At 67.3% G+C, this 23,637-nt stretch carries 21 protein-coding genes and 3 pseudogenes; 12 read left to right on the top strand and 12 right to left on the bottom strand.

All coding sequences use genetic code 11. The features are described 5' to 3' along the window. Positions 1–84 precede the first annotated feature (84 nt). Positions 85–912, bottom strand: a complete 828-nt coding sequence (locus ACTWQO_RS21830) for a siderophore-interacting protein (RefSeq protein WP_443239007.1) — start codon at positions 910–912, stop codon at positions 85–87. Positions 913–1,010: 98 nt separating this feature from the next. Between ACTWQO_RS21830 and ACTWQO_RS21825 the strand changes: the two genes are divergently transcribed. From ACTWQO_RS21825 to ACTWQO_RS21815, 3 genes are all read left to right on the top strand, one after another. Further along, positions 1,011–1,796 carry a helix-turn-helix domain-containing protein gene (locus ACTWQO_RS21825; protein WP_443239006.1) on the top strand — a complete coding sequence of 262 codons (786 nt, stop codon included), beginning with the start codon at positions 1,011–1,013 and terminating at the stop codon, positions 1,794–1,796. Positions 1,797–2,006: 210 nt separating this feature from the next. Then, positions 2,007–3,179 carry a 4-hydroxybenzoate 3-monooxygenase gene (locus tag ACTWQO_RS21820; RefSeq protein WP_443239017.1) on the top strand — a complete coding sequence of 391 codons (1,173 nt, stop codon included), beginning with the start codon at positions 2,007–2,009 and terminating at the stop codon, positions 3,177–3,179. Between the two features lie 588 nt (positions 3,180–3,767). Beyond that, the gene (locus tag ACTWQO_RS21815; RefSeq protein ID WP_443239005.1) at positions 3,768–4,763 is read left to right on the top strand and encodes an STM4015 family protein; all 996 of its coding nucleotides are present in this window, start codon (positions 3,768–3,770) and stop codon (positions 4,761–4,763) included. Positions 4,764–4,884: 121 nt separating this feature from the next. Here the strand turns inward: ACTWQO_RS21815 and ACTWQO_RS21810 are convergent, their stop codons facing one another. The 4 genes from ACTWQO_RS21810 to ACTWQO_RS21795 all read right to left on the bottom strand — a co-directional run bounded on the left by ACTWQO_RS21810 (position 4,885) and on the right by ACTWQO_RS21795 (position 9,039). Further along, a complete protein-coding gene (locus tag ACTWQO_RS21810) occupies positions 4,885–5,658 on the bottom strand; it encodes an N-acetyltransferase (RefSeq protein ID WP_443239004.1) in 774 nt (257 codons plus the stop codon). A 320-nt stretch (positions 5,659–5,978) separates the two neighbouring features. Beyond that, a complete protein-coding gene (locus ACTWQO_RS21805; protein WP_443239003.1) occupies positions 5,979–6,551 on the bottom strand; it encodes a transposase family protein in 573 nt (190 codons plus the stop codon). 305 nt (positions 6,552–6,856) lie between these two features. After that, positions 6,857–7,294, bottom strand: coding sequence for a hypothetical protein (locus tag ACTWQO_RS21800; RefSeq protein WP_443239002.1), 438 nt, complete (start codon positions 7,292–7,294; stop codon positions 6,857–6,859). Positions 7,295–7,560: 266 nt separating this feature from the next. Next, positions 7,561–9,039, bottom strand: a complete 1,479-nt coding sequence (locus ACTWQO_RS21795) for a membrane-associated oxidoreductase (RefSeq protein WP_443239001.1) — start codon at positions 9,037–9,039, stop codon at positions 7,561–7,563. Positions 9,040–9,515: 476 nt separating this feature from the next. Between ACTWQO_RS21795 and ACTWQO_RS21790 the strand changes: the two are divergent. The 3 genes and pseudogenes from ACTWQO_RS21790 to ACTWQO_RS21780 form a co-directional block, all read left to right on the top strand. Then, positions 9,516–9,902, top strand: a pseudogene (locus ACTWQO_RS21790) (IS110 family transposase); the annotation flags it as partial. Between the two features lie 29 nt (positions 9,903–9,931). Continuing rightward, the gene (locus tag ACTWQO_RS21785; RefSeq protein WP_443239016.1) at positions 9,932–10,147 is read left to right on the top strand and encodes an aromatic-ring hydroxylase C-terminal domain-containing protein; all 216 of its coding nucleotides are present in this window, start codon (positions 9,932–9,934) and stop codon (positions 10,145–10,147) included. A gap of 133 nt (positions 10,148–10,280) precedes the next feature. Continuing rightward, the gene (locus ACTWQO_RS21780) at positions 10,281–11,408 is read left to right on the top strand and encodes an amidohydrolase family protein (RefSeq protein ID WP_443239000.1); all 1,128 of its coding nucleotides are present in this window, start codon (positions 10,281–10,283) and stop codon (positions 11,406–11,408) included. A gap of 4 nt (positions 11,409–11,412) precedes the next feature. Here the strand turns inward: ACTWQO_RS21780 and ACTWQO_RS21775 are convergent. After that, positions 11,413–12,180, bottom strand: a pseudogene (locus tag ACTWQO_RS21775) (IS630 family transposase); the annotation flags it as partial. 341 nt (positions 12,181–12,521) lie between these two features. On the opposite strand from ACTWQO_RS21775, the gene ACTWQO_RS21770 reads away from it, so the two are divergent. Then, entirely contained in the window at positions 12,522–12,857 is a 336-nt protein-coding gene (locus tag ACTWQO_RS21770; protein ID WP_443238999.1) for an ArsR/SmtB family transcription factor, read from the top strand. Further along, complete coding sequence (locus tag ACTWQO_RS21765; RefSeq protein ID WP_443238998.1) at positions 12,857–13,588, top strand: cation transporter; 732 nt, start codon at positions 12,857–12,859, stop codon at positions 13,586–13,588. The genes ACTWQO_RS21770 and ACTWQO_RS21765 overlap by 1 nt, the downstream gene beginning before the upstream one ends. Before the next feature lie 195 nt (positions 13,589–13,783). On the opposite strand, the gene ACTWQO_RS21760 is transcribed toward ACTWQO_RS21765, so the two are convergent. Then, the gene (locus ACTWQO_RS21760) at positions 13,784–15,268 is read right to left on the bottom strand and encodes an MFS transporter (protein ID WP_443238997.1); all 1,485 of its coding nucleotides are present in this window, start codon (positions 15,266–15,268) and stop codon (positions 13,784–13,786) included. Positions 15,269–15,405: 137 nt separating this feature from the next. After that, positions 15,406–16,539 carry an FAD-dependent monooxygenase gene (locus ACTWQO_RS21755; protein WP_443238996.1) on the bottom strand — a complete coding sequence of 378 codons (1,134 nt, stop codon included), beginning with the start codon at positions 16,537–16,539 and terminating at the stop codon, positions 15,406–15,408. Between the two features lie 241 nt (positions 16,540–16,780). On the opposite strand from ACTWQO_RS21755, the gene ACTWQO_RS21750 reads away from it, so the two are divergent. Next, on the top strand, positions 16,781–17,386 hold the full coding sequence (locus ACTWQO_RS21750) for a TetR/AcrR family transcriptional regulator (protein ID WP_443238995.1): 606 nt from the start codon (positions 16,781–16,783) through the stop codon (positions 17,384–17,386). A gap of 248 nt (positions 17,387–17,634) precedes the next feature. Here the strand turns inward: ACTWQO_RS21750 and ACTWQO_RS21745 are convergent, their stop codons facing one another. The 3 genes from ACTWQO_RS21745 to ACTWQO_RS21735 all read right to left on the bottom strand — a co-directional run bounded on the left by ACTWQO_RS21745 (position 17,635) and on the right by ACTWQO_RS21735 (position 19,916). Continuing rightward, complete coding sequence (locus tag ACTWQO_RS21745; RefSeq protein WP_443238994.1) at positions 17,635–18,000, bottom strand: AAA family ATPase; 366 nt, start codon at positions 17,998–18,000, stop codon at positions 17,635–17,637. A gap of 94 nt (positions 18,001–18,094) precedes the next feature. Continuing rightward, positions 18,095–19,135 (bottom strand): amidohydrolase family protein, encoded by a 1,041-nt coding sequence (locus ACTWQO_RS21740; RefSeq protein ID WP_443238993.1) that lies wholly within the window; start codon positions 19,133–19,135, stop codon positions 18,095–18,097. A gap of 91 nt (positions 19,136–19,226) precedes the next feature. Continuing rightward, positions 19,227–19,916: an SDR family NAD(P)-dependent oxidoreductase gene (locus ACTWQO_RS21735; protein ID WP_443238992.1), complete on the bottom strand. Its 690-nt coding sequence runs from the start codon at positions 19,914–19,916 to the stop codon at positions 19,227–19,229. Between the two features lie 181 nt (positions 19,917–20,097). Between ACTWQO_RS21735 and ACTWQO_RS21730 the strand changes: the two genes are divergently transcribed. Next, entirely contained in the window at positions 20,098–21,141 is a 1,044-nt protein-coding gene (locus ACTWQO_RS21730; RefSeq protein WP_443238991.1) for an Lrp/AsnC family transcriptional regulator, read from the top strand. Here ACTWQO_RS21730 and ACTWQO_RS21725 read toward each other — a convergent pair. After that, positions 21,061–21,714: a hypothetical protein gene (locus ACTWQO_RS21725; RefSeq protein WP_443238990.1), complete on the bottom strand. Its 654-nt coding sequence runs from the start codon at positions 21,712–21,714 to the stop codon at positions 21,061–21,063. The genes ACTWQO_RS21730 and ACTWQO_RS21725 overlap by 81 nt on opposite strands. Positions 21,715–21,728: 14 nt before the next feature. Between ACTWQO_RS21725 and ACTWQO_RS21720 the strand changes: the two are divergent. Further along, positions 21,729–22,312 (top strand): annotated as a pseudogene (locus tag ACTWQO_RS21720) (lantibiotic dehydratase); the annotation flags it as partial. A gap of 181 nt (positions 22,313–22,493) precedes the next feature. After that, positions 22,494–23,480, top strand: coding sequence for a helix-turn-helix domain-containing protein (locus ACTWQO_RS21715; RefSeq protein ID WP_443238989.1), 987 nt, complete (start codon positions 22,494–22,496; stop codon positions 23,478–23,480). Positions 23,481–23,637 lie beyond the last annotated feature (157 nt).

Raw genomic sequence — 23,637 nt, 5'->3', positions numbered from 1 at the left:
GAAGGGGTACTCCGGTCGGATCGTGGGGCGGGCAGGCGGAGGGGGCGTCCGGGCGATCGGTTTCGACCGGCTGACGCGAGGGGGTCAGAGGCTGGCTCGTCCGTGGCTGAAGTAGCCGCGGAAGGAAATGTCGGACTTGGGGATGTGGCGGTCGCCGACGAGATGCCGACGCACGCCGGTCGCCAGCGAGGATTCGCCCGCTACCCAGGCGTAGAAGAGGCCGTCGGGAAGCTGGGCCTGCTTCACTGCCTCAAGGGCGAGGGCACCGGGCTTCGCGGAGGGATCACTGCGCGGCAGCCAGTGGATGGCGGTGCCCGGGGGCGCAGTGATCTCACTCCGGATGTCCTCAGGGGCCGGGACCTCGAGGAACACCTCGGCCGGCAGCGCCTGGGAGCTCTCGGCGGAGCGTTCCAGGACGGCGAGAATTGCCGGCAGCGCGCTCTCGTCACCTACAAGAAGCTGCCAAGCGGCGCCGGCGGTGGGCGCGTAGCTGTATCCCTCGTCCAAAAAGGCCACCTTGGCCCCGGGCTCGGCAGCCAGCGCCCACCGGGTGCCGGGGGCAGCGGGCTTGTGGGATCCGTTGCTTTCGTGGAGCGAGATCTCGATGTCGAACGCCGACGCCTTGGGCCTGAAGCGCCGGATCGAGTACGTCCTGACCCGCGGTCGCCGCTTGCCGGAGCTTTGCAGGGTGAGCTGGAGAATCCACCGCTCACTGCTCGGCAGGAAGACGTCGTCGTCGTCAGGATCGGCGAAGAAGAGGCGACCGGACTGGTCGAACCCCGACTGCTCGAGGTGCTGGACGTCGTCTCCACCCAGCGTGATGGACATGAAATGAGGGCTGATCTGCTCACTGCCCTGAACGGTCAGCGACAGCATCCGCCGCCTGCGCGGGCGCTGGATTCGGGGAGTCATCGCCAGCAGCTCTCACGGCGGCGGACGCGGGTCTCAATGCTCATACGCCCACTCTCAGCTCCAGCATGACCGCCAGGCCACCGCTAAACTGACGCCTTATGCCGAAAGACCGCCAACCTTCGCCAGCGCCCGCAGAACCCGAAGAAGCGACGCTGCAAGGGGCAGCGTGGCTACCGCACGGTTACCAGCTCGATCCGCACTCACACCCCCAGGGGCAGATCGTGTACGCCGCTGCCGGCGCGCTGGCCACCGCGACGGAGCGCGGGACCTGGGTAGCCCCGGCCAACCGTGTCACGTGGACACCGCCACACTTCGCGCACTCCCACCGCTTCTACGGCCAGACCGACGTCCGTCTCCTCGCCGTCCCACTCGACCTGTGCGGGCAACTCGTGGACCATCCCAGCGTCTTCGCAGTGAGCCCCCTCTTGCGCGAAGCCCTCCTCGCATTGACCAACCGGCCCGAGAGGCGGCCCGGTGCGCACAGGAGACTGCTCACCGTCATCGTGGATGAGCTCGCCGACGCCGCCGAACAGTCCTTGCATCTGCCCGAAGCCAGTGATGACCGACTGCGTTCCGCCACCGATCTGCTCCATGAGGATCCTGCCCGGCCCACCACCCTGGCGGAACTGGGACGGATGGTGGGGGCCAGCGAGCGCACCCTGAGCCGCCTGTTCCATACCGAACTCAGCATGAGCTTCCACCGCTGGCGCACCACCCTGCGCATCCACCACGCCCTGGCGCACCTCGCCGACGGCATGTCCGTCACCGAGACCGCAGTGGCGTGCGGCTGGTCCAACCCCTCCAGTTTCATCGACGCCTTCACCGAGGTCGTCGGCCAGACACCCGGCCGCTATCAGGCGGACCTGCGCAACGACAGCAAGTAGCCGAACCCGCTTCCAGTGCTCGAGAAACGCCTCGGTGCCGCGCCCCCAAGAGGTTGGCGGCTTTTCCGCATCTGCTGTCCATTCACCGGTGGTGGATTGAATGGTGTGGGTTCCAGAGTGGTGTCTGTACGCCGCACCACCCGGGCGGCACCGTCGGACACGCCATGGGCGTCTTCGGCCACCGCTATCTGCACGGAGGCTCGCACACACATGACCGAGACACGCGACAACACGACCGTCGTCATCGTCGGGGCCGGCGTCGCCGGCCTGACACTGGGCAACTTCCTGCTGCGCAACGGCGTCGACTGCATCGTGCTGGAAAAGCACCCCCGTGCCTATGTCGAGCGGCGTCAGCGCGCCGGGACCATCGATGCCTTCGGGGTGCGCATGTTCCGCGAGTGTGGCCTGGAGGAGGTCCTAGCCGGCGAAACCATGCCGGAGAGCGAGGGCAGCTTCTACATCGATGGCGAAGCGATGCCGATCGACGTGGACGACGACAACAACGAAAGCCGCTACTGTCCCCAGCAGGTCCTCGTGCGCAACCTCACGGACGTCTTCCTGCGCGACGGCGGAGACCTCCGCTACGAAGCCGCCGCTGTCTCCCTGCAGGACGTCACCGGCGAGCGCCCCGTCGTGCGCTACCGGCACGCCGACGGTTCAGCAAAGGCCATCGACTGCGACTTCATCGCCGGCTGCGACGGCTTCCACGGAGTGAGCCGCCGCACCATCCCCGCCACTGCACTGACCGAGTACTCCCACGAGTACGGATACTCCTGGCTCACCGTCTTGGCCGCAGTGCCGGCGAATCCGTCCGGCATGGCCATCCACGAACTGGGCCTGGCCGGCATGATCCCCCGGGGCCCGCAGGCCAGCCGCATCTACCTGCAGTGCTCGATCGACGACACCCCCGAGCAGTGGCCAAACGAGCGCATCTGGAGCGAGCTGGAGGCCCGCTTCGGCTGCCCCGTGTCGACCGGCGAGATCGTCACGAAGCAGATTGTGCCGCTGCGCAGCGTGGTGTTCGACCCGATGAGCTACGGCAAGCTGTTCCTCCTCGGCGACGCGGCTCACATCGTTCCGCCGATGAGCGCCAAGGGCATCCACCTCGCCCTCCACGACACCGAGGTCTTCGCCCGTGCCGTCATCCGCCAGGCCAAGGAAGGCGATGCCAGCCTCCTCGACAGCTACTCCGAGACCTGCCTGCCGCACATCTGGAACTATCAGGCGTTCGCGACCTGGATCACCGACACCATGCACAACGCCGGCTTCACCGGCTACGAAGGCGAGTTCCGCAAGCAAGTCGCCCGCGCCGAACTGCAGCGCCAGTTCACCTCGGACGCGGCGAACAAGCTGTTCAGTGAACTCATCGCCGGAACCAACTAAAGCGTGTTGCAGAAGGCCGTGATCAGGCAGCCTGAGCTCACCAACCTTCGCTGACAACGCTCAACCTTCGATGGCACAGGACAGTTCCGTGGCCCGTGTCATCGATGTTTGGCCGTGTCATCATCTGAGCTTTGCAAAATGCAAGGGTCATCATCAGGTCGGCTTCAGCGACGATGACTGGACGCGGACCGAATTCGCCGACAATGTGGATGGGAAATTGGCCACTCGGCGGCTCTCTTCGACGGTGCGTACCGTGCGGTTGGCTGGCACCGGGTCGCAGCGGCACCTATGCTCTGCGTCTGCACCGTCTGGTCGGCCGGCCATGCCACGAGCAGGGTCCGCAGCGGCAGGAGGCCGTCCCACTGGTAGTGGCCGCCGCCACCCGGCGAGGCCGCGCCGCTCTGGCGTCTCCCCCACCACCGCCAGCCACCACACCACGGTGTTACGGGACGCGAGTCTGATCACCAGTCACGGCCACGCCAACACGGTCCTGCACACCCTGTCCCCTCGACGCCGCCCTCCTCGACCGCTCTGCTTAAGTGTCGGCGCAGAACCGTCCGTTGACACACATCGAAAGAGTGGGCGCACATGGCCATGTTGAACCGGATGCAGGAATTCCACGGCCTGCCGGTCTTCGACTTCCCCGCTTCGGAACTGGATCCGCAGGACGCCGCCGAGCTACCGGCACCCGAATCGGTGGCCTGGCGTGTCGGCGTGCTGAACCCCTATGAAGGAGACGACTGGGAGGCGGCCTTCACCCGGTTCCTCGCCACCGTCCCCGCCGCTCAGGTACGTGCCCTGATCGTGGGTTGCTGGGGGGATCCCGCCGACGGTCCGGAGGAGGCGATCAAACTCCTGGTGGCGATGCGTTACCAACTGACCGCCCTGCGCGCGCTGTTCCTCGGCGACCTCAACGACGAGTGGGTGGAAATCGCCCAGCTCGGCAATGAGCTGTTCAAGACCTCCCACATCACCCAGGGCGAGGTGACCCCGCTGCTGAACGCCTTCACGGAGCTGGAGGAATTCGGCGTACGCGGCGAAACGGATCTGAGCTTTCCCGCGGTGCGCCACGAGCGGCTGCGCAAGCTGGTGGTGGAGACCACGGCCATGCCCGTCGACGTCGTCCGCGGCATAGCCGCCAGCGACCTGCCCGCACTCGAACACCTGGATCTGTGGCTCGGCGCCTCCACGTGGGGCGGGAACTACGAAGTGGCAGACCTCGCGCCGATTCTGGACGGCGCCCGACTCCCGGCCCTCAAACACCTGGCCCTGCGCAACAGTGAGTTTCAGGACGCGATCTGCAAGGCCCTCGCCACCGCCCCCATCGTGCCGCAACTCGAAGAACTCGACCTGTCCATGGGCAAGCTGACGGATGACGGCGTCACCGCCTTGCTGACGGGCCAGTCACTCACCCACCTCAAGTCACTGGACCTGCACCACAATTTCCTCAGCACCGGGATGCGCAACTACCTGAAAGAACTGCCGGAATGGCACCGCATCCACATCAACACCGACCCCGAGGACGCCGGGTTGTACGTGTCCACGGACGGCATACTCCACCGCTTCATAGCGGTGGACGGTTAGTAGTGCTCCGTTTGGTCTGTTTGCCGGGTCGCGGTGTGCGAGGTGGTTGTAACGTCGTTCAGTGGCCCCGGGAGTCGGCTCGCGCCGGGACCACGCGACGTGCCCTTTGAGCCGGTGTTGATCAAGCGTGGCCTGGGGCGGGTGTCAGACTGTGGCGGACCCATACGTTGGGCTCGACATAGACGGCGTGGTCATGCGCGGTGTCGCAGTGGACGGGGACCAGCGCGCCGGGCACCACGACGTCACCGTCGCGGTCGAAGGGGAGCCCGGTCCACCGTCGCCATTCGGCGAGGGATCCGCTGATGGTCATGGAGGCCGGGGCGACCTTCTCGATGATTGCTCCTGCCTTGATGTGAACCCGCAGCCAGGGGTCGGTGGGCAGGCCGTCGTCTCGCTGTTGTCCGATGTAGTCGGCCATGGGCAGGGACGGCTGGAGGTGCTTGGCGGTAGGCCGAACGGGAGCCAGCAGGGTGCTGGTCCCCTGTCGGCCGACGGCCTCCCGCAGCGCGACGAGCATGCGGTGCGACAGTCCCCGCCCGAGGTAGTCGGTGTCGATGGTGATGTCGAGGGCGCTGGCGGTCGTCGTGGGCCGGTTCCGATGAAGATCGGAGAACGCCCAGACCATCACGCGGTCCCAGCCCTGGGCAGGGAGTTCTTCGCGGCCGGGCACGGATGCGTTGAAGGGCGCGCTGCGTCCACGGGCGATGACCCTGTCGCCGTCGGTAGCCACGACGCAGTAGTCCGGAAAGTCCTCCGCGACGCGGTTGAACAGGGCGTTGCCGACCGCGTCGTGCAGCATGAACGCGGGCCAGTTCTCCCGGATCTCATAGACCCGGTCGATCAGTTCGGGACGTTCGGCGCAGGTCGTGATGGTGATGTCGTCGATATCTGCCACGCAGCCGCAGCGTGCCAGAGGCTTCCCCCTGGCGACCACACATTTTCATCAGCGGCCGCGGTGAGGGTCGTGTCTCCATACGTTGTTCCTGGGGCTGATTCCGGTCACTCGTAGGATCGGAAGGCCCAGGGATGCTGAGTGTGGCTGCGTGTCTCCAGCCCAGTGGTGGCTTCAAACGATTGGCCGCCCGGCATCCCGCGACGACCCGGCCACTCATTGAGCTGTGTTCATCCTGAAGTTGCTGGTCAGGGGGCTGGTGTGATGGCGGTCCTTCGTGCTCGTGCTGGTCGTGGCCGGCTGTCAGAGACGTAGATCATCTGTCAGCGGGCGATCTCTAGGTTCGTGAGGACCAGCAGGGCCCGCAGGAGCGTGGTGGCGTGACGGGCGTCCAGGCGAAGCCTGGTCAGGATGCGCCAGTTCTTCAGGTGGGCGAAGGCGTGCTCGCAGGCCGCGCGTTCGACGGCGATCAGCTTGTTGGCCAGCTTCTTCACGATCGTGAGCGGTTTGGTGCGGGCGGCCTTGAACCCGGTGATGAGCACGAGGTCGTCGGGGGCGTTGTCCAGGCCGGTGAAACCGAGGTCGGCGATGGCGCCGAGACCGTCGTCCCGCAGCTGGCGGGTGATCTCGTTATGGCGGGCGGTGGTGATCTCGGAGGAGCGTCCGGGGCGGGCGGCGGAGATCCATATCAGTCGCCCGTTGGTGTCGGTGATCGCGAGGAAGAGCAAGCCGTAGCTCTTGTGTTTCCCGGAGTAGTTGCGCCGGTTGTCGGGTCCGGTGCGGCGGCGGGTGCGAACCAGGGTGCCGTCCAGGAGCACGGCGTGGCCACCCGTTCGGGTGATCCGGCGCAGGGCGCGGTCGAGGCGTTCGGCGCGGGCAGCCAGCAGGTTGATCACTTCCAGGAGCCAGCGCCGGACGGTGGTGTGGGAGATGTCGTTGCCGCTGGTCGTGGCGGAGGATCGCGAGGACGATGACGGCGATGCGGCCCGCGGGGAGCTTGCGCCAGCGGGAGTTGATGCGCTTGAGGTGAGCGCGGATAAGCCCGGCGACGGTGGTGATGGTGGCCGTGGACAGCGGCAGGCGTACTTGGCAAACAGGGCTCCCGGTGCCCTCGGCGGGGCTGAGGTTCTTTCGCATACAACGTCAACTGCCGCCGGGAGAATGCCAGTTACGGCCTGAGCAAGCGGTTCCAGAACGACTATCACAACGTGCGGGTGAAACGCCCGGCGGGCGTCTTGCGCAGCCATCCGCGGTCGGCAAGTCGGTTCAGTTTGCTCCGCAGCGCCTCCCGATGGCGTGCCTCGGTGCTCACGCCGAGCACGCGGCACACGTCCTGGGCCATGACCGGCTCGTCCGCGGCGCGGACGGCGCCGTAGATCCTCCGGCAGTCGGCCGGCAACGCCTCCTCATCCAGACCGTTCTCCCGGTGCGGCACCAGCAGCACCGACCGGTCGGCCAGCTGCCCCGTCGCCGGCGCCGGAGTCTCCTCGTCCTGCGCCGCCTGCTCCCGCAGCCGGTGCAGCACCCGCTCGGCCACCATGAGCTCCTCACGCTCGGCCCGGACCTCTTCCAGTTCCTTGACCAGCCGCTCCTCCAGCGTGTCCAGCTCCGACCGTCGCGCCGCGATCCGCTCCAGCACTCTCGCCCCTCTCCTGAGATGGGACAGATCGTAAGGAATCCACCGCACACGCCGACCGGAGAACCACGGAATCGACCCCCGCCACGCGTCAGACAATCGCGACACGCCGGGCGGTCAGCCGCCCAGCGCGGCGGTGTCAGCCCTCTTCGGCGACCCCAGACCTGGGGTGTCGAGCAGGCCGTGATGGTCACGCCCACCCCAGGCGTTCAGCCACCCTGCGCACCACAAGGTGGACGAAACCACGCCGAACTGGATGAATGGCAAGCTTACTGGCGGGAGAGGACCCTGGTGATGCCTGCCGCGAGTGCCGTGGCCAGCAGCCAGCCTGCGCCGATCAGGACCCAGGCGATCCACTGGGTGGGGGCCGTGGGCTGGAAGGCGCGCTCCTGCCCGAAGTCGACGACCGGAACGAGCAGGTCCAGGCTGTAGACCACGGGGTTGAAGTCCGGGTGGGGGGCATCGCCCTGCGGTGTGGGCCTGTGGCCGGCGAAGATGGTGCCACCCACGGCGAGCAGTGCCATGAGCCACACCGCGGCACGTGCCGGCACATAGCCATAGCCCACAGTGGCGTCCTGCATGTACCCCCAGGCGCGGGCGTACCACGGAAGTGTCGTACAGCGGTGCCGCTGGCGGGCCATGAGCACCGTACGGGCATCACGATCGTGGCCGACGGACTGGTAGACGGCAGCCAGCTGCTGGTACGGCTGGGGTCGGTATCCGTCGGGATCCCGGCGCAGCTCAGCCAGACGCTGGCGTACCGGAAGATGTGGTTCCAGCGACCGGTAGACCAGCCCGTCGAGGTGGAGCGGCGGTTGGTGGTGTCGGCCGCCGTCCAGCCGGAGGAGGCCGAGGGCGGCGTGGCGGAGGTCTATCCCGCCTTCCACCCTCTCGGGCCTCAGAGCCAGTTCGGCTGCCTGGAGGTGATGACACGCCAGGGCATGGCCCCCGGGACGGGCGAGCGTGGCCCCCTCGAAGCTGACCCGCCCGCCGACGGCAGCGCCTGCCAGTATCACGGCGCCTTCGGCGCGGAAGCCGCCGGAGCAGTCGATGCCGGACGCGACCTGAAGACCGGCGGCGGACAGGGCGTCGCCCTCCGGATGGCACAGCGTGGCACCCTCCAGGTGCAGGCCCTCACTCAGCAAACGCGCCTCATGCAGCCGCAGCTCCCCCTCGGCGCGGAATCCCTCCGTCGCGACGATGCCGCTGGTGACCTCCAGACGTGCCCCGTCCAGGGCCAGCCCGCCGGGGTTGGACAGGTGTGCGCCCTGGAGGAGCAGGCTGCCTCCGATACGGGCATCGTGCAGGGCGACCGTGCCCTGAACACGGCAGTTCATCAGATCGAAGTGCCCGTCCACCATCGAGGCGTTCGCTCCGAGTCCCGGCAGGTACGAGTCCATGAAGCTGGTCACCCGCAGCTTGGCTCCATACAACTGGGGGGCCTCGTCGAACCAGCACCCCTCCAGCCACAGGACGCAGCATGCTTCGGCGAAGAGCAGGCGCAGCCGCCCCGATATCCGGGCGCCGGTCAGATGCAGCGTGGCCGTCTCGCCACGGACACTGTCGGCACCGCCCAGGACCAGTGAGCGAATGACCGAGGCCCTTATGGTGCGCTCGGGCCCCCAGTCGGCCCCCTCGGCCACACATCCGCCGTCGGCTGCGTCGTTGGGACGGAGGTCGACCTCGTCGCCCGTGGCGAACGACTCCCACAGCCGCAGTTCCGGCCCGGTCAGGTCCTCAGGGCGCATCCGTGGTGACCTCCGGTCTCCTGGAATCGGGGGTGCGTTCATGGTGAAGGTGAGGCGTGTACCGGGCAAGGAGCCGGGCACCCCACTGCGGGGCTGATCAACAAGGTAATGGTGATAGTCGAGCTGAGGCCCGGGTTGGGCTGCTGCCAGGCTCAGGCGACCTCCCGCGTTGCGGGGCGGGCCTGCAGTTCAGTCTCGCGACCGGTTCGTCAGCGGGCCCTGCTGGGCCTCGCGAACCTAGAGATCGCCCACTGACAGACGATCTACGTCCCTGACAGCCGGCCACGACCAGCACGAGCACGAAGGACCGCCATCACACCAACCCCCTGACCAGCAACTTCAGGATGAACACAGCTCATTGGGATGCGCGGCAAAGATCGCTTGGTAAGGACACGCTGGCGAGGTCGTCCTGCGACAGATAGAGGAACGACTGAGGAACGACTTCGGAGGCGGCCGTGCCCCAACTGTGGGCTGGTATGGATGCGGGCAAGGCCGAGCACCACTGCGTGGTGCTCGGTGCTGACGGCACGCGGGAGCTGTCGCAGCGTGTGGTCAACGACGAGAATGCATTGCTCAAACTGATCAGCGATGTGCTGGAGTTGAGCGGCGGTGAGCCGGTGACATGGGCGATCGACCTCAACTCCGGCGGGGCTGCCCTGATGATCGCGCTGCTGACCGGCCACGGGCAAAAGGTCCTCTACATCCCCGGCCGCACCGTCCATCACGCCTCCGGAACCTACCGGGGCGATGGGAAGACGGACGCGAAGGATGCCTTCGTCATTGCGGATCAGGCGCGCATGCGATGTGACCTTCAGCCGGTTCACCGCGGCGACGACATTGCGGTCGACCTGCGGTTTCTCACCTAGCGTCGCATGCACCTGGCTGCGGACTCCTGCTGGACCTCGTCGACCGCGCTGAGGTCCGCGACGCCGCGGCTGCGTGGACCGGACGGGTCAACTCCGTCATCGCCCGCACGGACCGGGTGGACGTCGACGCCTTGCTGATCCGGCCCGACGGCTGTGTCGCCTGGGCCTTGCCCACCGGGCAGGACCTCGACGCCACCACGCTGGTGCGTGCGCTGGGCACCTGGTTCGGCCGACCGGCCTGAGCAGCGTATTAACGTTCGTCTCAGGTTCGCTCGGTAGGAAGTAGGCATCCGGATAAGCGAGGTAACCCGTCGTGTCTTGCAGACGGATGCCGCACGGATACCGCACCACACAAACACCTGAGGAGAAACTGACATGAAGTCCGACGCAAACCCTCTGAAGCACCTCACGACGGGACGCCGCGGCTTTCTAGCCGGCACGGCAGCACTTGGCATTGGTGCCGGCTTGTCCACGCATGCCATTGCCTCCCGCGCGGCAGCGAACGAGACTACGGATTTTTCACAGCGAGACCAGGACCTGCCCTTCATCGGCACGGAAGAGACCTTTTCCACTCATGAGTTGATGGTGCTCAACGACAGGCTGTTCCTCGAGGATACTGGTCTTGCCGAGCTCGGCCCGCGCCGCATCGGTGCAATGGATGAGGCAGGGCTCAACGTTCAAATCCTCTCCGCACATACGCCAGGTGTGCAGAATGTCAAAGGTCAGAAGGGAATCGATTTTGCGTATCGTCTCAACAAGTTGCTTGTCGATGGACCGATGGCCACCTATCCGGGGCGGTTTAAGGCATTTGCAACCTTGCCTCTGCAGAATCCGGAGGCCTCGGCAGACGAACTGGAACGCACAGTTCGGGAAGATGGCTTCCTGGGATGTTTGACCAATGGAATCATCGGGAAGAAATTCCTCGACAATCCCGACTTTGAGCCCCTGCTGGCGCGCACCGAAGCCCTTGATGTGCCGATATACATCCATCCGGGCCTGCCGCCTGACGAGGTTTTCGAAATCTACTACAGCAATATGCGGCCGGAATATCAGAAGGAGTTCCAGGACCAGGTTCTCAGCATCTCTGCATATGGATGGCACCAGGAAGTCGTTACTCAGTGCCTCCGAATGATCACCTCAGGAGTATTCGACAGGCATCCCAGGCTCCAGATTATCATCGGCCATATGGGAGAAGGCCTTCCGTTCTTCTACGAACGCGTCCTGGAGAAGATGAGCGAAGTGACCAAGAAGAGCCTGGACAAGCCGTTCGAGCAGTATTTCCATGACAATTTCTGGTTCACAACCAGCGCATTCCCCCAGACTGAACTGCTCGATCTCCTGCTGAAGTATATAAGTGTGGATCGAGTGATGTTTGCAACCGACTACCCGTTTGCAAATATGAAAACTCAAACCGACTGGTTCCGGGGAGTCGCTTTGCCACGCGAAGCCAAGGAAAAAATTGCGTTCAGAAATGCGGAAAAACTGTTCGGAATTAAAGTCTGACACGTCACGACGGGCAGAATGATGCCCGTGAAGTGACGCGCCAGCGTCGGCAGAGGCGGGCGAGGGAGTCGAGGATCTCTTCGGCTGTCTTGGTCCAGATGAACGGTTTGGGGTGTTCGTTCCAGTCCTTGACCCAGGCGCGGATGTCGGCTTCGAAGGCTTGGATGTTCTTGTGTGCGCCGCGGCGGATCATCTGGTGGGCCAGGTAGCCGAACCACCGCTCGACCTGGTTGATCCAGGGGGAGCCGGTCGGGGTGAAGTGCAGCTCGAACCTTGGGTGTTTGGCCAGCCATGCCTTGATCGCGGGGGTCTTGTGGGTGCCGTAGTTGTCCACGATCAGGTGGATCTGCAGGTGCGCGGGCACCGTCTTGTCGATCCGGATCAGGAACTTCTTGAACTCCACGGCCCGGTGCCGGCGGTGCAGTGCCGTGATGACTTCACCGGTGGCGACATCGAACGCGGCAAACAGGGTGGCCAGGCCGTTGCGGACGTAGTCGTAGGTGCGCCGCTCGGGCATGCCCGGCATTAGCGGCAGCACCGGCTGGGACCGGTCCAGGGCCTGGATCTGTGACTTCTCGTCCACCGAGAGCACCACCGCACCTTCGGGCGGGTTGAAGTACAGGCCGACGACGTCGTAGACCTTCTCCACGAACAGTGGGTCCGTCGACAGCTTGAACGAGTCCGCCAGATGCGGCCTGAGCTGGAACTGCCGCCAGATCCGGCCCACGGTCGACTTCGACAGGCCGCTGTGCAGGGCCGCCGTCCGCTGGGAACGCCGAACCGAACTCCACGACGCCTTCGTCTCGTTGGCCTGCGGCCACCTCCGCGGCCGTCGCCCTGATGGCCCACCGAGTCACCCGGCAGCCCATCAGCATGGCCTGTGATCTCCAGGCAGGCGCCTGAGGCAGTGACCTTGCCGGTACCCGCTCGCGATCCGCTGTGGCCGGCCCAACTGAGCGGCGCCAATCGTTCCGGGAACGCGGGGCAGTCCGGCGGCACATCGCCGCAAAGACGCGCCTGAGCAAGGGAGTTGTCCTCCTTGCCGGGCTCGCTGCGCCCAAAGTCTTGGATTCAGAATTTCCTGAATCCAAGAATCTGTGTACTGTCATCCGTGTGCTGACCCTCGCCTCCGACATCGACGCGCTGGCCCGCTTCGGCCGCGCGCTCGCCGACCCGATCCGCTGCCGCATCCTGCTCGCCCTCCGCGAGGCGCCCGCCCATCCGGCCGACCTCGCCGAGCGCCTGGAGATCTCCCGCACCCGGCTGTCGAACCATCTCGCGTGCCTGCGCGACTGCGGCATCGTCGTCGCCGTCCCCGTCGGCCGACGCGTCCGCTACGAGCTGGCCGACGCCCGCCTCGGCCATGCCCTGGACGACCTGCGTGGCGCCGTACTGGCCGTCGAGGCCGACCGGACCTGCCCGGACGCCGACGCGAAGGACTGCTGCTGATGGCGGTGCAGATATCCGTCGGCCCCGCCCCGCAGCGCCGCACCCAACTCGCCCGGCGTATACGGCTCCTGGTCGCCGCCACCATCACCTACAACGTCATCGAGGCGTTCGTCGCGATCACCGCGGGCACGATCGCCTCCTCCACCGCCCTGATCGGCTTCGGCCTGGACTCCGTCATCGAGGTCTCCTCGGCCGCGGCCGTCGCCTGGCAGTTCTCCGCCCGCGAGCACGCCGTCCGCGAGGCCCGCGAGAAGACCACCCTGCGGATCATCGCCGTCTCCTTCTTCGCGCTCGCCGCCTACGTCACCGCCGACTCCGTCCGCGCCCTGACCGACACCGGCGAGGCCGCACACTCCACCCCGGGCATCGTGCTCGCCGCGCTGTCCCTCGCGGTGATGCCGTTCCTGTCCGCGGCCCAGCGCAGGGCCGGACGCGAACTCGGCTCGGCCTCAGCCGTGGCCGACTCCAAACAGACCCTGCTGTGCACATACCTCTCCGCGGTCCTGCTCGCCGGACTGCTCGCCAACTCCCTCCTCGGCTGGTCCTGGGCCGACCCGGCCGCCGCCCTCGTCATCGCCGCCGTCGCTGTCAAGGAAGGACGCGAGGCATGGCGGGGCGAGGCCTGTTGCTCCGTTCCGGTCGGCCTCCCCGAGGCAGCCGGGCGGGAGACGGGCGACCGGGAGGGCTGCGGATGCGGCCCGGAGTGCTCGTGCGACAGTCCCTGCGCGTAGCCACGCACACAGAGCTGCAGCAGCCCAACTCTCCCAAGTGGGCGATCAGTTCGCTTCGCCGTGGCTGCAGATGAGCTCGACGAGGTTGCCTGCATTGCCCCCCGCATCAGGAGGCCAGCGAGCCCCGCTGCGAAGGTTGAATCAGTGGCAGTGGTGACGGGGCACACCGCTCCGCCAACAGGCCCGGCCGGCGGGCTACCGGCCGACCGCAGGCGAACCCGGACGCCGCGGTGCCCCGGACACGGCCGGCGCGGCGGGCCGGTTGCGTGCCAGCAGGATCGCGGGCATCGCGGCGAGGAGGAAGAGCACTCCCGCCATCGCGACGTAGAGGTACACGCCGGTCGCGGTGCTCACCAGGGCACCGTCGGCAGAAGCGGCGGGAGCTCGGGTCGCTCTGAGTAGCTCGCCGCCGGCGATGTTGAAGACGACCGAGCCGAGGGCGAGTACGACCGACACCAGACCGGCGATCGTGCCCTGCCGCTCGGGCGGTTCGAAGCTGGTCGCCAGGTTGTAGCCGGAGGCGCCGATCGCGCCGGCGGCGATGCCGATCACGGCGCCGCAGGCGATCGCCATCGGAAGCGCCGATACGCCCGCCAGCATCGCGAAGGTTCCCACTGTGCCGACGGCGATGCCGCCGAGGAGGGGCAGCGCGGGACCGTACCGCCCCGCGATCCAGCCGGCGCACGTGCCGCCGATCACGATGCCGGCGTTGGGCGTGGCGAGCAGCACCGCGACCGACTCTCCGTGGCCAAGTCCGTAACCGAGCCCCAGGTCGGGGGGCACCTGGGCGACGATGCCCGTCAGTTGCAGCAGGCTTCGGAAGGAGCCTGCTGCCAGGACCAGGGCCAGCAGTGTCAGCAGGATCGGGCGGGTGAGGGCCCGGATGTCGATGATGGGTTCGTCGATGCGCAGCGCGAGGAACGCCCAGCCGGCCAGCGCGGCGGCACCGGCCGCCAGCAGCGCGATCATGCCACCGGACAGCCATCCGTAGTCTCTGCCGAGACTGATGTACGCGAGCACCGCGCCGAGTCCGCCGCCGAGCAGGAACGCCCCGCGCACGTCGATCCGGCCGGTGCTGCGGATCGGCGACTCCGGGATGATGGAACGCACGCAGAGCGCGGCCGCCGCGGCGAGCAGCGCCGCCGTGATGAACACGCTCCGGTAGCCGAGCTCTTCGATGACCGGCTGCATCAGGTACGGCTCGATGACTCCGACGATCGACGAGCCGGACGTCACGAGCCCGACCAGGGCCATCGCCACCCGCGGGGTGCAGATCTGGCGTGCGAGGGCCACCGTGAGGAAGACCGCGGCGAAGGCCGCGCCTTGGAGGAAGCGCCCTGTCAGGAAGATCCAGACGTTGGGGGCGACGAGGCAGACCAGCGCTCCCGCGCAGGAGAGGAGCAGGGTGGCGATGAGTATCCGGCGCTTGCCGAAGAGGTCGGAACTCTTCGCGAGCAGCGGCGACCAGATGGCCCCGGCCAGCATCGCGCTCGCGTTCAGCCACCCGACCTGGTCGGTGTGGAGGTGCTGGAGCAATTGGGGCATGACCATCATGGGCGAGCCGATGGCCACGTCGGCCAGGACGTTGGCGAGGGTGAGAACGGCCGCCCAGAGGATGAGCCGCTTGCTCCAGCGATGCTCTTGGATGCCGGGGGCGGGCTTTTCCAGCGTGTCTTCCACTATGCAGTCTCTCCAGCGCATGGGGGTGAGGTCCTGCGGAACGTGCGGACGCCCGTTTCCGGGGGGCGTGCTGAAGGGCATGGGGCGTTGTCCGCATGACGCCGGGGGCACCGGATGCCCGTCGCATGGCTCCGGGTTCAGGGCGCGCCGGTGCCAGGTGTCTGCAGCGCCTTGTTGCGGGCGGCAATGGCAGCCCAGGTGGTCGGCAGTATGCGGTCGCGCCCGCTGTGGACACGGTCCTGGGCGAACGTGACATAGGGGCGCTGACGGGCCTCGTACCGTGCGAAGGCGGCGGTGTGGTCATGGCCGCACCGTTCGAGTTCTTCGGCGAGAAAGCGGGCGCCGGTGAGCGCGAGTGAGGTGCCGCGGCCGGACAGGAAGGCCGGGCTGTATCCGGCGTCCCCGACGAGGACGACGCGGCCGCGGTGCCAGGAGGGCAGGTGGATCTGGCTCGCGGAGGTGAAGAAGAAGCCAGGATCGGCAACGGCCACATCCAGCAACTCCGGGATCCGCCACGACCGGTAGCCCGCGAAGGCGTCGATGAGGATCTTCTTCTGGGCGTCCAGGTCGTGGTGGTCGTAGTCGATCCGTTGCGAGCGGAACTGGAAGACCGCAACGGCCTTGCCCTTGTACCGGAAGAGGCCTGCCATCCGTCCAGGGACGTTATAGATCGAGTTATACGTCGAGTCGGCGCCCTCGGACCGTGCCTCGCCGGGGTGGTCGGCGAGGGCGAAGTAGACACCGAGGTGCCGGAGGTAGTCCGCCTCGGGCCCGAACACCAGCCTGCGTACCGCGGAGTGCTGGCCGTCCGCGCCGAGCACCAGGTCGTACCGCCCGGTGCGGCCCGATACGAAACGCACGTCGACGCCACCGTCGACGCCGCCGTCGGTCAGTGTCTCGATCGAGTCGCCGAAGCGGATCTCCGCGGTGTCCGGGAGGGCATCGGCGAGGATGCGCACGAGGTCCTCACGCAGGAGCTCGATGTCGTCGTCGGAGTCGCTGATCTCCGCCATCGGGATCCGGGCCACCGGCTCGCCCCGGCTGTCGACGAACTGGGTGAGCTCGGACATCCGGACCCGTTGCTTCTGGATCTTCGCGAGCAGTCCCATCCTGTCCGCGGTCTCGATCGCATCACCGCGGATGTCGATGGGTGTGCCGGTGAGCCGGAGGTGGCGGCCGTACTCGACCACGGTGACGTCGTGGCCGCGGGTGCCGAGCTCACGTGCGCAGGCGAGCCCGGCGATGCCGGCTCCGGAGACAAGGATGTTCACGTGTGTGCGCTCCAGGTTTCGCTGAGGTGGGTGGGCGATCGGACCGGCAGCCGCTCGCCGGGCAGGCAGGCGAACCCGCTCAGCAGTGCGGTCGGCGGGCGGGCAGCCGCTGACGTGACAGTCCGATGACTAAAGAAACAAACTGTCGCTTTTAGCAAGCCTACTTCCCACCGGCTTGCCCCGCAACGCCGCACCTGGCGACAATCGGCACCCGAGCAGGAAACAGGAGGTGAGCGCGGCGATGACCAACGGGACCGCCGACCGGCCGCCCGCCCGGCGCCCCGGCGGCCGCAACGCGCGGGTGAGAGCGCAGATCCTCGACGCGACCGTCGAACTCGTGGCGCGCGACGGCATCGCGGGCTTCCGCTACGAGGAGGTCGCCGAGTTCGCCGGCGTGCACAAGACCAGCGTCTACCGCAACTGGCCCGACCGCGAGGAACTGGTGGTCGAAGCCCTGCTGCGCTACGCCGAGGATCTCGCCTCGGTCGCCGACACCGGCGACATCCACCGGGACCTGGTGGACTTCCTGCTGGCCCTCGCCGGCGGTCTGGAAACGCCGTTCGGCCGCACCCTCGAACAGGCCATCCAGCCCGCCCGCCACAGCTCCAGCGTCCAGGCACTGACCAGAATCCTCGACCAGCGCGTGGCCGCCATGCAGCGGCGCGTGGACACCGCCGTCGACCGGGGCGAACTCCCCCCGGTCGACAGCTCCTTCCTCGGCGAGATGATCTCCGGCCCGGTGCACCTCATCGTCAACCGCGGCATGCGCCCCTTCACCCGCACCGACGCGGAGCGCATCGTCGGCGTGGTACTCGCCGGCCTCCGGGCCACGGCACCGCACGCCTGAGCCATCGCCCTGATCGCACCGTCAGGCCGAAGCCAGAACGTCCGTCACGTCCGCACTCAGCGCAACAAGCCGAAGTGCCGCACCTGTTCGCGCGTGCAGGGACGCCATCCGCCGACGGAGTCAGGAAGCGCCGGTTCCGCACGGGCGCGCCGGCCCGTCATCGCACCTCCATGAGCTCGGCCGGGACAACGTACGCATCCATCTGACGGCCCCACTACGGGAGTTCATCGAAGCGAACGCCGACTGGCTCACGGTGTTCCAGCTGCACGTGCCGCAGGTCCGCCCACCTCCAGACGCGGCAAGTTGGCGAGGTCACGCAGCAACCGACGGCCGTGCGTGGCGACGACGACGGCGCTCGTGTGGCGGATCGCGTCGGTGAGTTCGTCGACCAGTGCCGGTGGCAGGTGGTTGGTCGGTTCGTCGAGCAGGATCAGCCCGGGCCGCCCGGCAAGCGCCAGCGCCAGGTCGAGGCGCCGCTGCTGCCCCTGCGACATCCGCCCGACCGGTGTGCGCACCGCGTCGGAGTCCAGCAGACCCAGTGCCCCCAGCGGGACGGCCTCGGCTTCGCGGAGCACCCCGCGGGCCACCAGCCGTCCCACGACGACATCCGCCACGGTCAGCTCCTCATCCACGCCCACGCCCACGAACTGGCGGGGAGCGTCATTCCATGGACGCCATATTCGGAGTGCGTGGGACGCAGTTCTCCGATCAGGCGTTCTCGCCCTGGGCCGAGGATGGGAGGTCAAATCCGAACAGGGAAGCCGCGTTGGCCCATGAGAATTGTTCACGTTCCGCATCTGTGGAGAAGTGGTTCAGGAAGAGATCGATCTCCTCCTTGGCCGGCCGCTGGAAGGGGTAGTCGGTCGAGAAGATCAGCCGGTCGGCGGAGGTGACGGACAGGGCATGCTGCAGCAGGACCGGGTTGAGCATGCCGGATGCGGTGATGTGGAAGTTCGACCGGACGTAGTCCGACACCGGCCGCTGCAATCCGGCGATACGGGAGAGACTGTCAGCTCGGTCCAGCCAGAACAGCAGCATCTCTCCCCAGTGGCCGAGCACGATCTGAAGGTCCGGGTGGCGGTCGAATGTGCCTCGCAGGATGAGGCGCAGGGCCGCCGTCGCGGCGTCCAGGTGCCAGCCCCACCCGAAGGTGGCGAGCGCGAGATCGGTCATGGCGTCGAAGCCTCGATACGAGGAGTCACGGACGGCGTCCGACGGCAGCTGGGGGTGGATGAACACCGGCTGGCCGAGTTCCGACGCGGCCGAGAAGAAGCCGTCGTAGGCGGGATCGTCGAGGAACAGGTCTCCTGCCCGGCCATAGACCATGGTGCCTACGTGCCCGATGCCCGCCGCCCTTTCAAGCTCGCCGGCGATGTCCTTCGGCGAGGACATGGGCAGGGTGGACAGTGACCGAAAACGGGTCGGGTTGCGGGAGACGGCTTCGGCGGCCACATCGTTCGCGGCGCGGCTCAGCCTCAGGGCCTTCTCTGGCGACAGCGGATGGGTTCCCGGTGGGGTGAGGGCGAGGACGGACAGGTCGATGCCTTGAGCGTCCATGGCCGCGGTGCGGCCGGCCGCCAGGTCTTCCAGGCGCTGCAGGTTGTCGCCCATCTCGTTGAAGGCGAGACTTTCGTCGCTGCGCGGCGCAGCGCGCAGCGCGGACGTCAGGTCCGGCATGATCCAGTGTTCTTCGATCGCGATGAGCGGCATGGCCTCTTCGTTTCTGTGTTCTGAGGGGGGCGGCCACATCAGGTGGCATCGGGTGACGCCTGGACGGACCCGGCGTGCAGCGCCGACTGAGGCGTTCTCGTCAGGCCGCCCGGCGTGGTGATCGGTTGGTTCACCAGGGCACGGTCTGACCTGATCGGTCCAGATATGCCAGACCGGGTACGCCCAGCTTGGCCAGCAGGACGTCCACGAGCAGGGGGACGCTTTCCTCGACGGTGAACGGTGCGTCCGGCCCACCCAGGGCGGTGCGAATCCAGCCTGGTGCCAGGAGGGCGAAGGTGCGCTGCGTGTCGGACTGCCGGGCCGCGAAGCTGCGCATGAACATGTTCAGGGCCGCTTTGCTTCCGCGGTAGACCTCGCGGCCGGCGGTCGTGTTGTTCGTGATGCTGCCCTGCCCGGACGACATCGCGCCGATCAGTCCGGTGGGGGATACGAGGTCTTCGAGCGCTTCGATCACGCGCATGGGACTGAGGGCGTTGGTGATCATCACGTGGACGAAGTCCGATGTCGGAACCGCCCCGATCGGGGTCTGCTCGTTGTTCGTGGTGCCGGCGTTGACAAAGAGCAGGTCGAGATGGCGGTGGGCGAGGCGTTCATGCAGGGGCGCCAGGTGGTCGGGCTCGTTGATGTCGAGGTGCTCGACACTCACGCGCCCGCCGGACCGGTCCGCGAGATCGTGCAGAGGCGTTCGGGTGGTGGTGTCGCGGACCGTACCGATGACACTCCATCCCCGGTCGAGGAGTTCGGCCGCCATCGCGTGGCCGAGGCCACGCGATGCCCCGACGATGAGTGCTGTCGGCATGCGTTGATCTGCGCCAGTCGATGGCATACAGGGTCATCTCCGTTCTTACGCGGCGAGCTCACTTCGTGCACCGGAATGCCGTCTCAGCGGGCTGCTGCGGCTGTCCGGAGGCGCTTCGCAAGTCTGCTCGCCGCGCTGTTATCGGAGCGAATGAAGGGGCCTCCTTCATAGGATTCTCTTCATGGAAGGTATGCACATGTGTGAATCCGGCGTTGCGCAGCCCGATGATGTGCGAATCATTCGAGCGCTCCAGGTCGCTCCGCGGGCTTCGTTCGCCTCGATCGCGAACGCGCTCGGCCTCACGGAAGGCTCCGTCAAGCGCCGCTACCGGCGCCTGTGCGCTGACGGCGTCATCCGCGTCGCAGGCGTGGTGAATCCAGGGGCGCTGGGGCAGAGCAGGTGGCTGGTGCGACTGCGCTGCCGCCCCGGTAGCGTCTCGGCGATCGCCGACGCACTCGCCAAGCGTGACGATGTCAACTGGGTCGCCTTGAGCACGGCCGGCTGCGAAATCACCTGCGCGACTCAGTCACGGACCCGTGAGCAGCGCGAAGACCTGCTCGGAAAGCGGCTTCCGCGTACCGCGGCCATACTCGACGTCAACGCCTTCGCGATGCTCCGTCAGTTCATGGGCGGCCGCGGCCACTACTGGGCCGCGCTGCACGGCGTCCTGTCTCCGGAGCAGGAAGCCATGCTGGGCGGTGAAGGTCCGCCTTTCACTGAAGCCCCGGTCGTCGCCCGCGAACCCGTGCGCCTCACCGCAGAGGACGAGAAAATCCTCGGCTCTCTCGCCGCAGACGGTCGCGCCAGTCTCGTCGACCTCGCCGCGGCGGCGGACTCCACTCCAGGTCGGGTATCACGTCGCCTGCACGCTCTGCTGGAGCGTCGCGTCGTGCACCTAGACGTCGAGATCGCCGCAGCCGCACTGGGCTATCACACACGGGCGAACCTGTGGCTGCGCGTACATCCGTCGGCCGTTAAGCGCGTCGGACGCACACTTGCCCAGGAACCCGAGATCGCCTTTGCTGCGGCCGTGTCCGGCACCTACAACATCCACGCCGTCGCGCACTGCCGCGACCTTGACGAACTGTTCGAGTTCACCACGGAGCGCATCGGGTCCCTGACCGGCCTGCAGAGTATGGAAGTCTCACCTGTGCTGCGACACGTCAAGCAGGCAGGCACGCTCCTGTATGGCGATCGCCTCGTCGAGGCACAACGTCGAGCCTGAACAACTGGCGGGGAGTGCCATTCGGAGCGTGCGCTTCTCGCCTGGCGCCGGGCGGCCGGATAGGCGCCCCAGTCGGGTGCCGGCCGTCGGCGCCACTGCTCCGCCGTGATCACGTGCGTGCCGGTGAATGGAGGCCAGGACTGCTGGCGGCAGGTCCTGGGCGAGGTTCAGGCAAGCGGTGACTCGGGATGGTTTGGCTCTGACGCCATGGGAGTTGAGCCGTCTCTGGAGAGTGCTCACGGGCATGGGCCAGCCCAGGTAGCTGCCTCGGAAAAGCCATGTCGGTGTCGGCCTGGGGTCGGTCTTCTTGTCGTGCTCGGTGGCGAGCTGCTCGACATGGGCGTCGAGCGGTGGGGGCAGAGGAACGGGCTGGCGGTCGAGGATGAGTCGGTTGCCTTCGGGATGCTGCCGGATGTCGTTGCTGGTGAGAGCGACGACATCCGGCTCAGCGGCTGGGAAGTGCGGCCTCGTAATCCAGGTGATCAAGAGCACGGCCACGGAGTTAGAGGCAGAACTGACGGCCGTGATCCAGCCGACCAGGAACGCAGTGGTCAGGATGGCCGTGACGGCCATGACCACTTCCACCGCAGTTCGGTCCGCGGGCGCGTGCAGAGTGGGGCGCGGAGCACGTGGCCGTGCGGGCGCCGAGTGGCTGACTGCCGTCGTCGAACGACTGGAGTCCTCCCCCGACCTTCTCGAACGGCTGCCCGTGGTCGTCAACAACACCGTGACGAGCCGCCGCGACCAGCTCATCGTGCCGTACCAGCCCGACATCCAGAACGACCTGACACGCGGTCGAGGCGTCCCTGCCCCTGACTGAGGCGGTGCGCGCGGTCCTCGCCACGACTCGGGCGCCCATCCGTGTCGGTGCGCTCGCGGACAAGCTACGGGCGGAGTTCCCCGCAGCCGGGCTGGTAGAGGCGCGTCAGATGTTGGTGGAGCTGATCCGGCGACGGGTGCTGATCACGAGTCTGCACGCACCGAGCACCGAGACCGACGCTCTGGGGCATCTGTTGCACCAACTCGACGCGGTCGACGCCGGTACCCTCGCCCCCGTCGCGGAGATCATCCGCGAGCTGCACGCGGCGGGGCCGACCTGGGCGAGTGCTCCACGCGCGGCGGCGCGGTCGGTCTCGGGCCGCGGCCCGCTCGATGTGCAGGCGGGCGGCGACCAGCACGGCCGCGACGGTCTCGGTTCGTATCACCGGACCCAGAACCGCCCGGGCTTGCGCCTCCCGCCGTAGCCTAGGAAGGTCGGCACGGCATGCGCTTGAACCACAGCGGCGTCCGCACAGAACATATGCGCCAGAAGAAAGCGTTGGAACAGCGAACATCGGGTGGATCGACCGAAGATGAACAGCACTGGATCGGAGACCGACGGGTCGCGCGGGGCGTTCGCCGTGGACTCCACGGTCCCGAGCGCCGTACCGCGAGGATTCGACGACTTCCGTCGCGGATGGCAGACACAGGTCGGCGATGTCTTCCCCCTGCCGACCTTCAGCCCGGCCACGATCGCCGACTTCCGGATCAAGGGGCGCGTCACCCGGGTGCGCGATGTGGTGATCGCCGATCTCCACGGCGCGTCAGCCACCCGGATCGCGGACCCGTCGGGCGGCGATCAGGATCTGGTGCAGATCCACGTATTGCGGCGCGGGGCATGGACGTTGGGCCGCCCGCACGATCGTGGCGAGCACACCGTATCGGCCGGGCAGTTCCTTCTCCGGCACTTCGAGCGCCATTATCCCTTCGACATGGCGCCGCACACCACGGCGCAATTCCTTTTCCTGCCCTCCGCGACGCTCAGACCCCTGCTCGGGAACCGGATCATTACCGGGTCGGCGGACTCGGCCGAGGTGCGCCTGCTGACGGCCCACACGAACATGGTCCACGCAACCATGGGTGACCTCGGTCCGGCCGGTGTGCACGCCGCCCACAGCACCCTGATCGAACTGGCCAAGGCGGTGGCGCTGCGTCGCTTCGACGACGTGGAACCACAGCTGGCCCCCGCACTCACCCGGGCCGCGAAGGACCTCGCCAACAGCCACCTCGCCGATCCCGAGCTGTCCTCGACGATGCTGGCGCGCGAGCTCAACGTCTCTGTACGCACCCTGCAGCGGGCATTCGCCACGGTAGGAGAGTCGGTGACCGCCTACATCCGCCACCGGCGGCTGGAAGAAGCCCGACTCGCCCTCACCGCCCCGTCCGGCCGGTGGAGCATCTCCGAACTCGCCGCCCACTGGCACTTCACCGACAGCAGCCACTTCATCCGCGCCTTCAAGAAGCACTACGGCCAAACGCCGACCGAATACGCCCGCTCGACCGGATCGGCCGCACGCTGAACCGACCTGAAGCAGGGTCCGACGCATGAACTGGCTGATGACGCGGGGAAGTTGACCGTAGGACCAGTTCGAGCCGGTCATGTTCTGGTTCCGCACCGGCCGCCCGTGGCGAGACCTGCCTGAGCAGGACGGGCCCTGGCAGACCGTTTGCTACCAC

This window comes from Streptomyces sp. 4N124 (genome assembly GCF_052245395.1).
GTDB lineage: Bacteria > Actinomycetota > Actinomycetes > Streptomycetales > Streptomycetaceae > Streptomyces.
The sequence above is the reverse complement of the archived record's forward strand: the minus strand, read 5'-3'. Positions and strand labels throughout refer to the sequence as shown.

Coding starts and splice junctions, on each gene's coding strand:
- ACTWQO_RS21815 (WP_443239005.1), top strand. CDS start 3,768: ATGGCCATGTTGAACCGGATGCAGGAATTCCACGGCCTGCCGGTCTTC.
- ACTWQO_RS21830 (WP_443239007.1), bottom strand. CDS start 912: ATGACTCCCCGAATCCAGCGCCCGCGCAGGCGGCGGATGCTGTCGCTG.
- ACTWQO_RS21740 (WP_443238993.1), bottom strand. CDS start 19,135: ATGTGGCCGCCCCCCTCAGAACACAGAAACGAAGAGGCCATGCCGCTC.
- ACTWQO_RS21820 (WP_443239017.1), top strand. CDS start 2,007: ATGACCGAGACACGCGACAACACGACCGTCGTCATCGTCGGGGCCGGC.
- ACTWQO_RS21715 (WP_443238989.1), top strand. CDS start 22,494: ATGAACAGCACTGGATCGGAGACCGACGGGTCGCGCGGGGCGTTCGCC.
- ACTWQO_RS21825 (WP_443239006.1), top strand. CDS start 1,011: ATGCCGAAAGACCGCCAACCTTCGCCAGCGCCCGCAGAACCCGAAGAA.
- ACTWQO_RS21735 (WP_443238992.1), bottom strand. CDS start 19,916: ATGCCGACAGCACTCATCGTCGGGGCATCGCGTGGCCTCGGCCACGCG.
- ACTWQO_RS21765 (WP_443238998.1), top strand. CDS start 12,857: ATGGCGGTGCAGATATCCGTCGGCCCCGCCCCGCAGCGCCGCACCCAA.
- ACTWQO_RS21725 (WP_443238990.1), bottom strand. CDS start 21,714: ATGGCCGTCACGGCCATCCTGACCACTGCGTTCCTGGTCGGCTGGATC.
- ACTWQO_RS21795 (WP_443239001.1), bottom strand. CDS start 9,039: ATGCGCCCTGAGGACCTGACCGGGCCGGAACTGCGGCTGTGGGAGTCG.
- ACTWQO_RS21780 (WP_443239000.1), top strand. CDS start 10,281: ATGAAGTCCGACGCAAACCCTCTGAAGCACCTCACGACGGGACGCCGC.
- ACTWQO_RS21750 (WP_443238995.1), top strand. CDS start 16,781: ATGACCAACGGGACCGCCGACCGGCCGCCCGCCCGGCGCCCCGGCGGC.
- ACTWQO_RS21730 (WP_443238991.1), top strand. CDS start 20,098: ATGGAAGGTATGCACATGTGTGAATCCGGCGTTGCGCAGCCCGATGAT.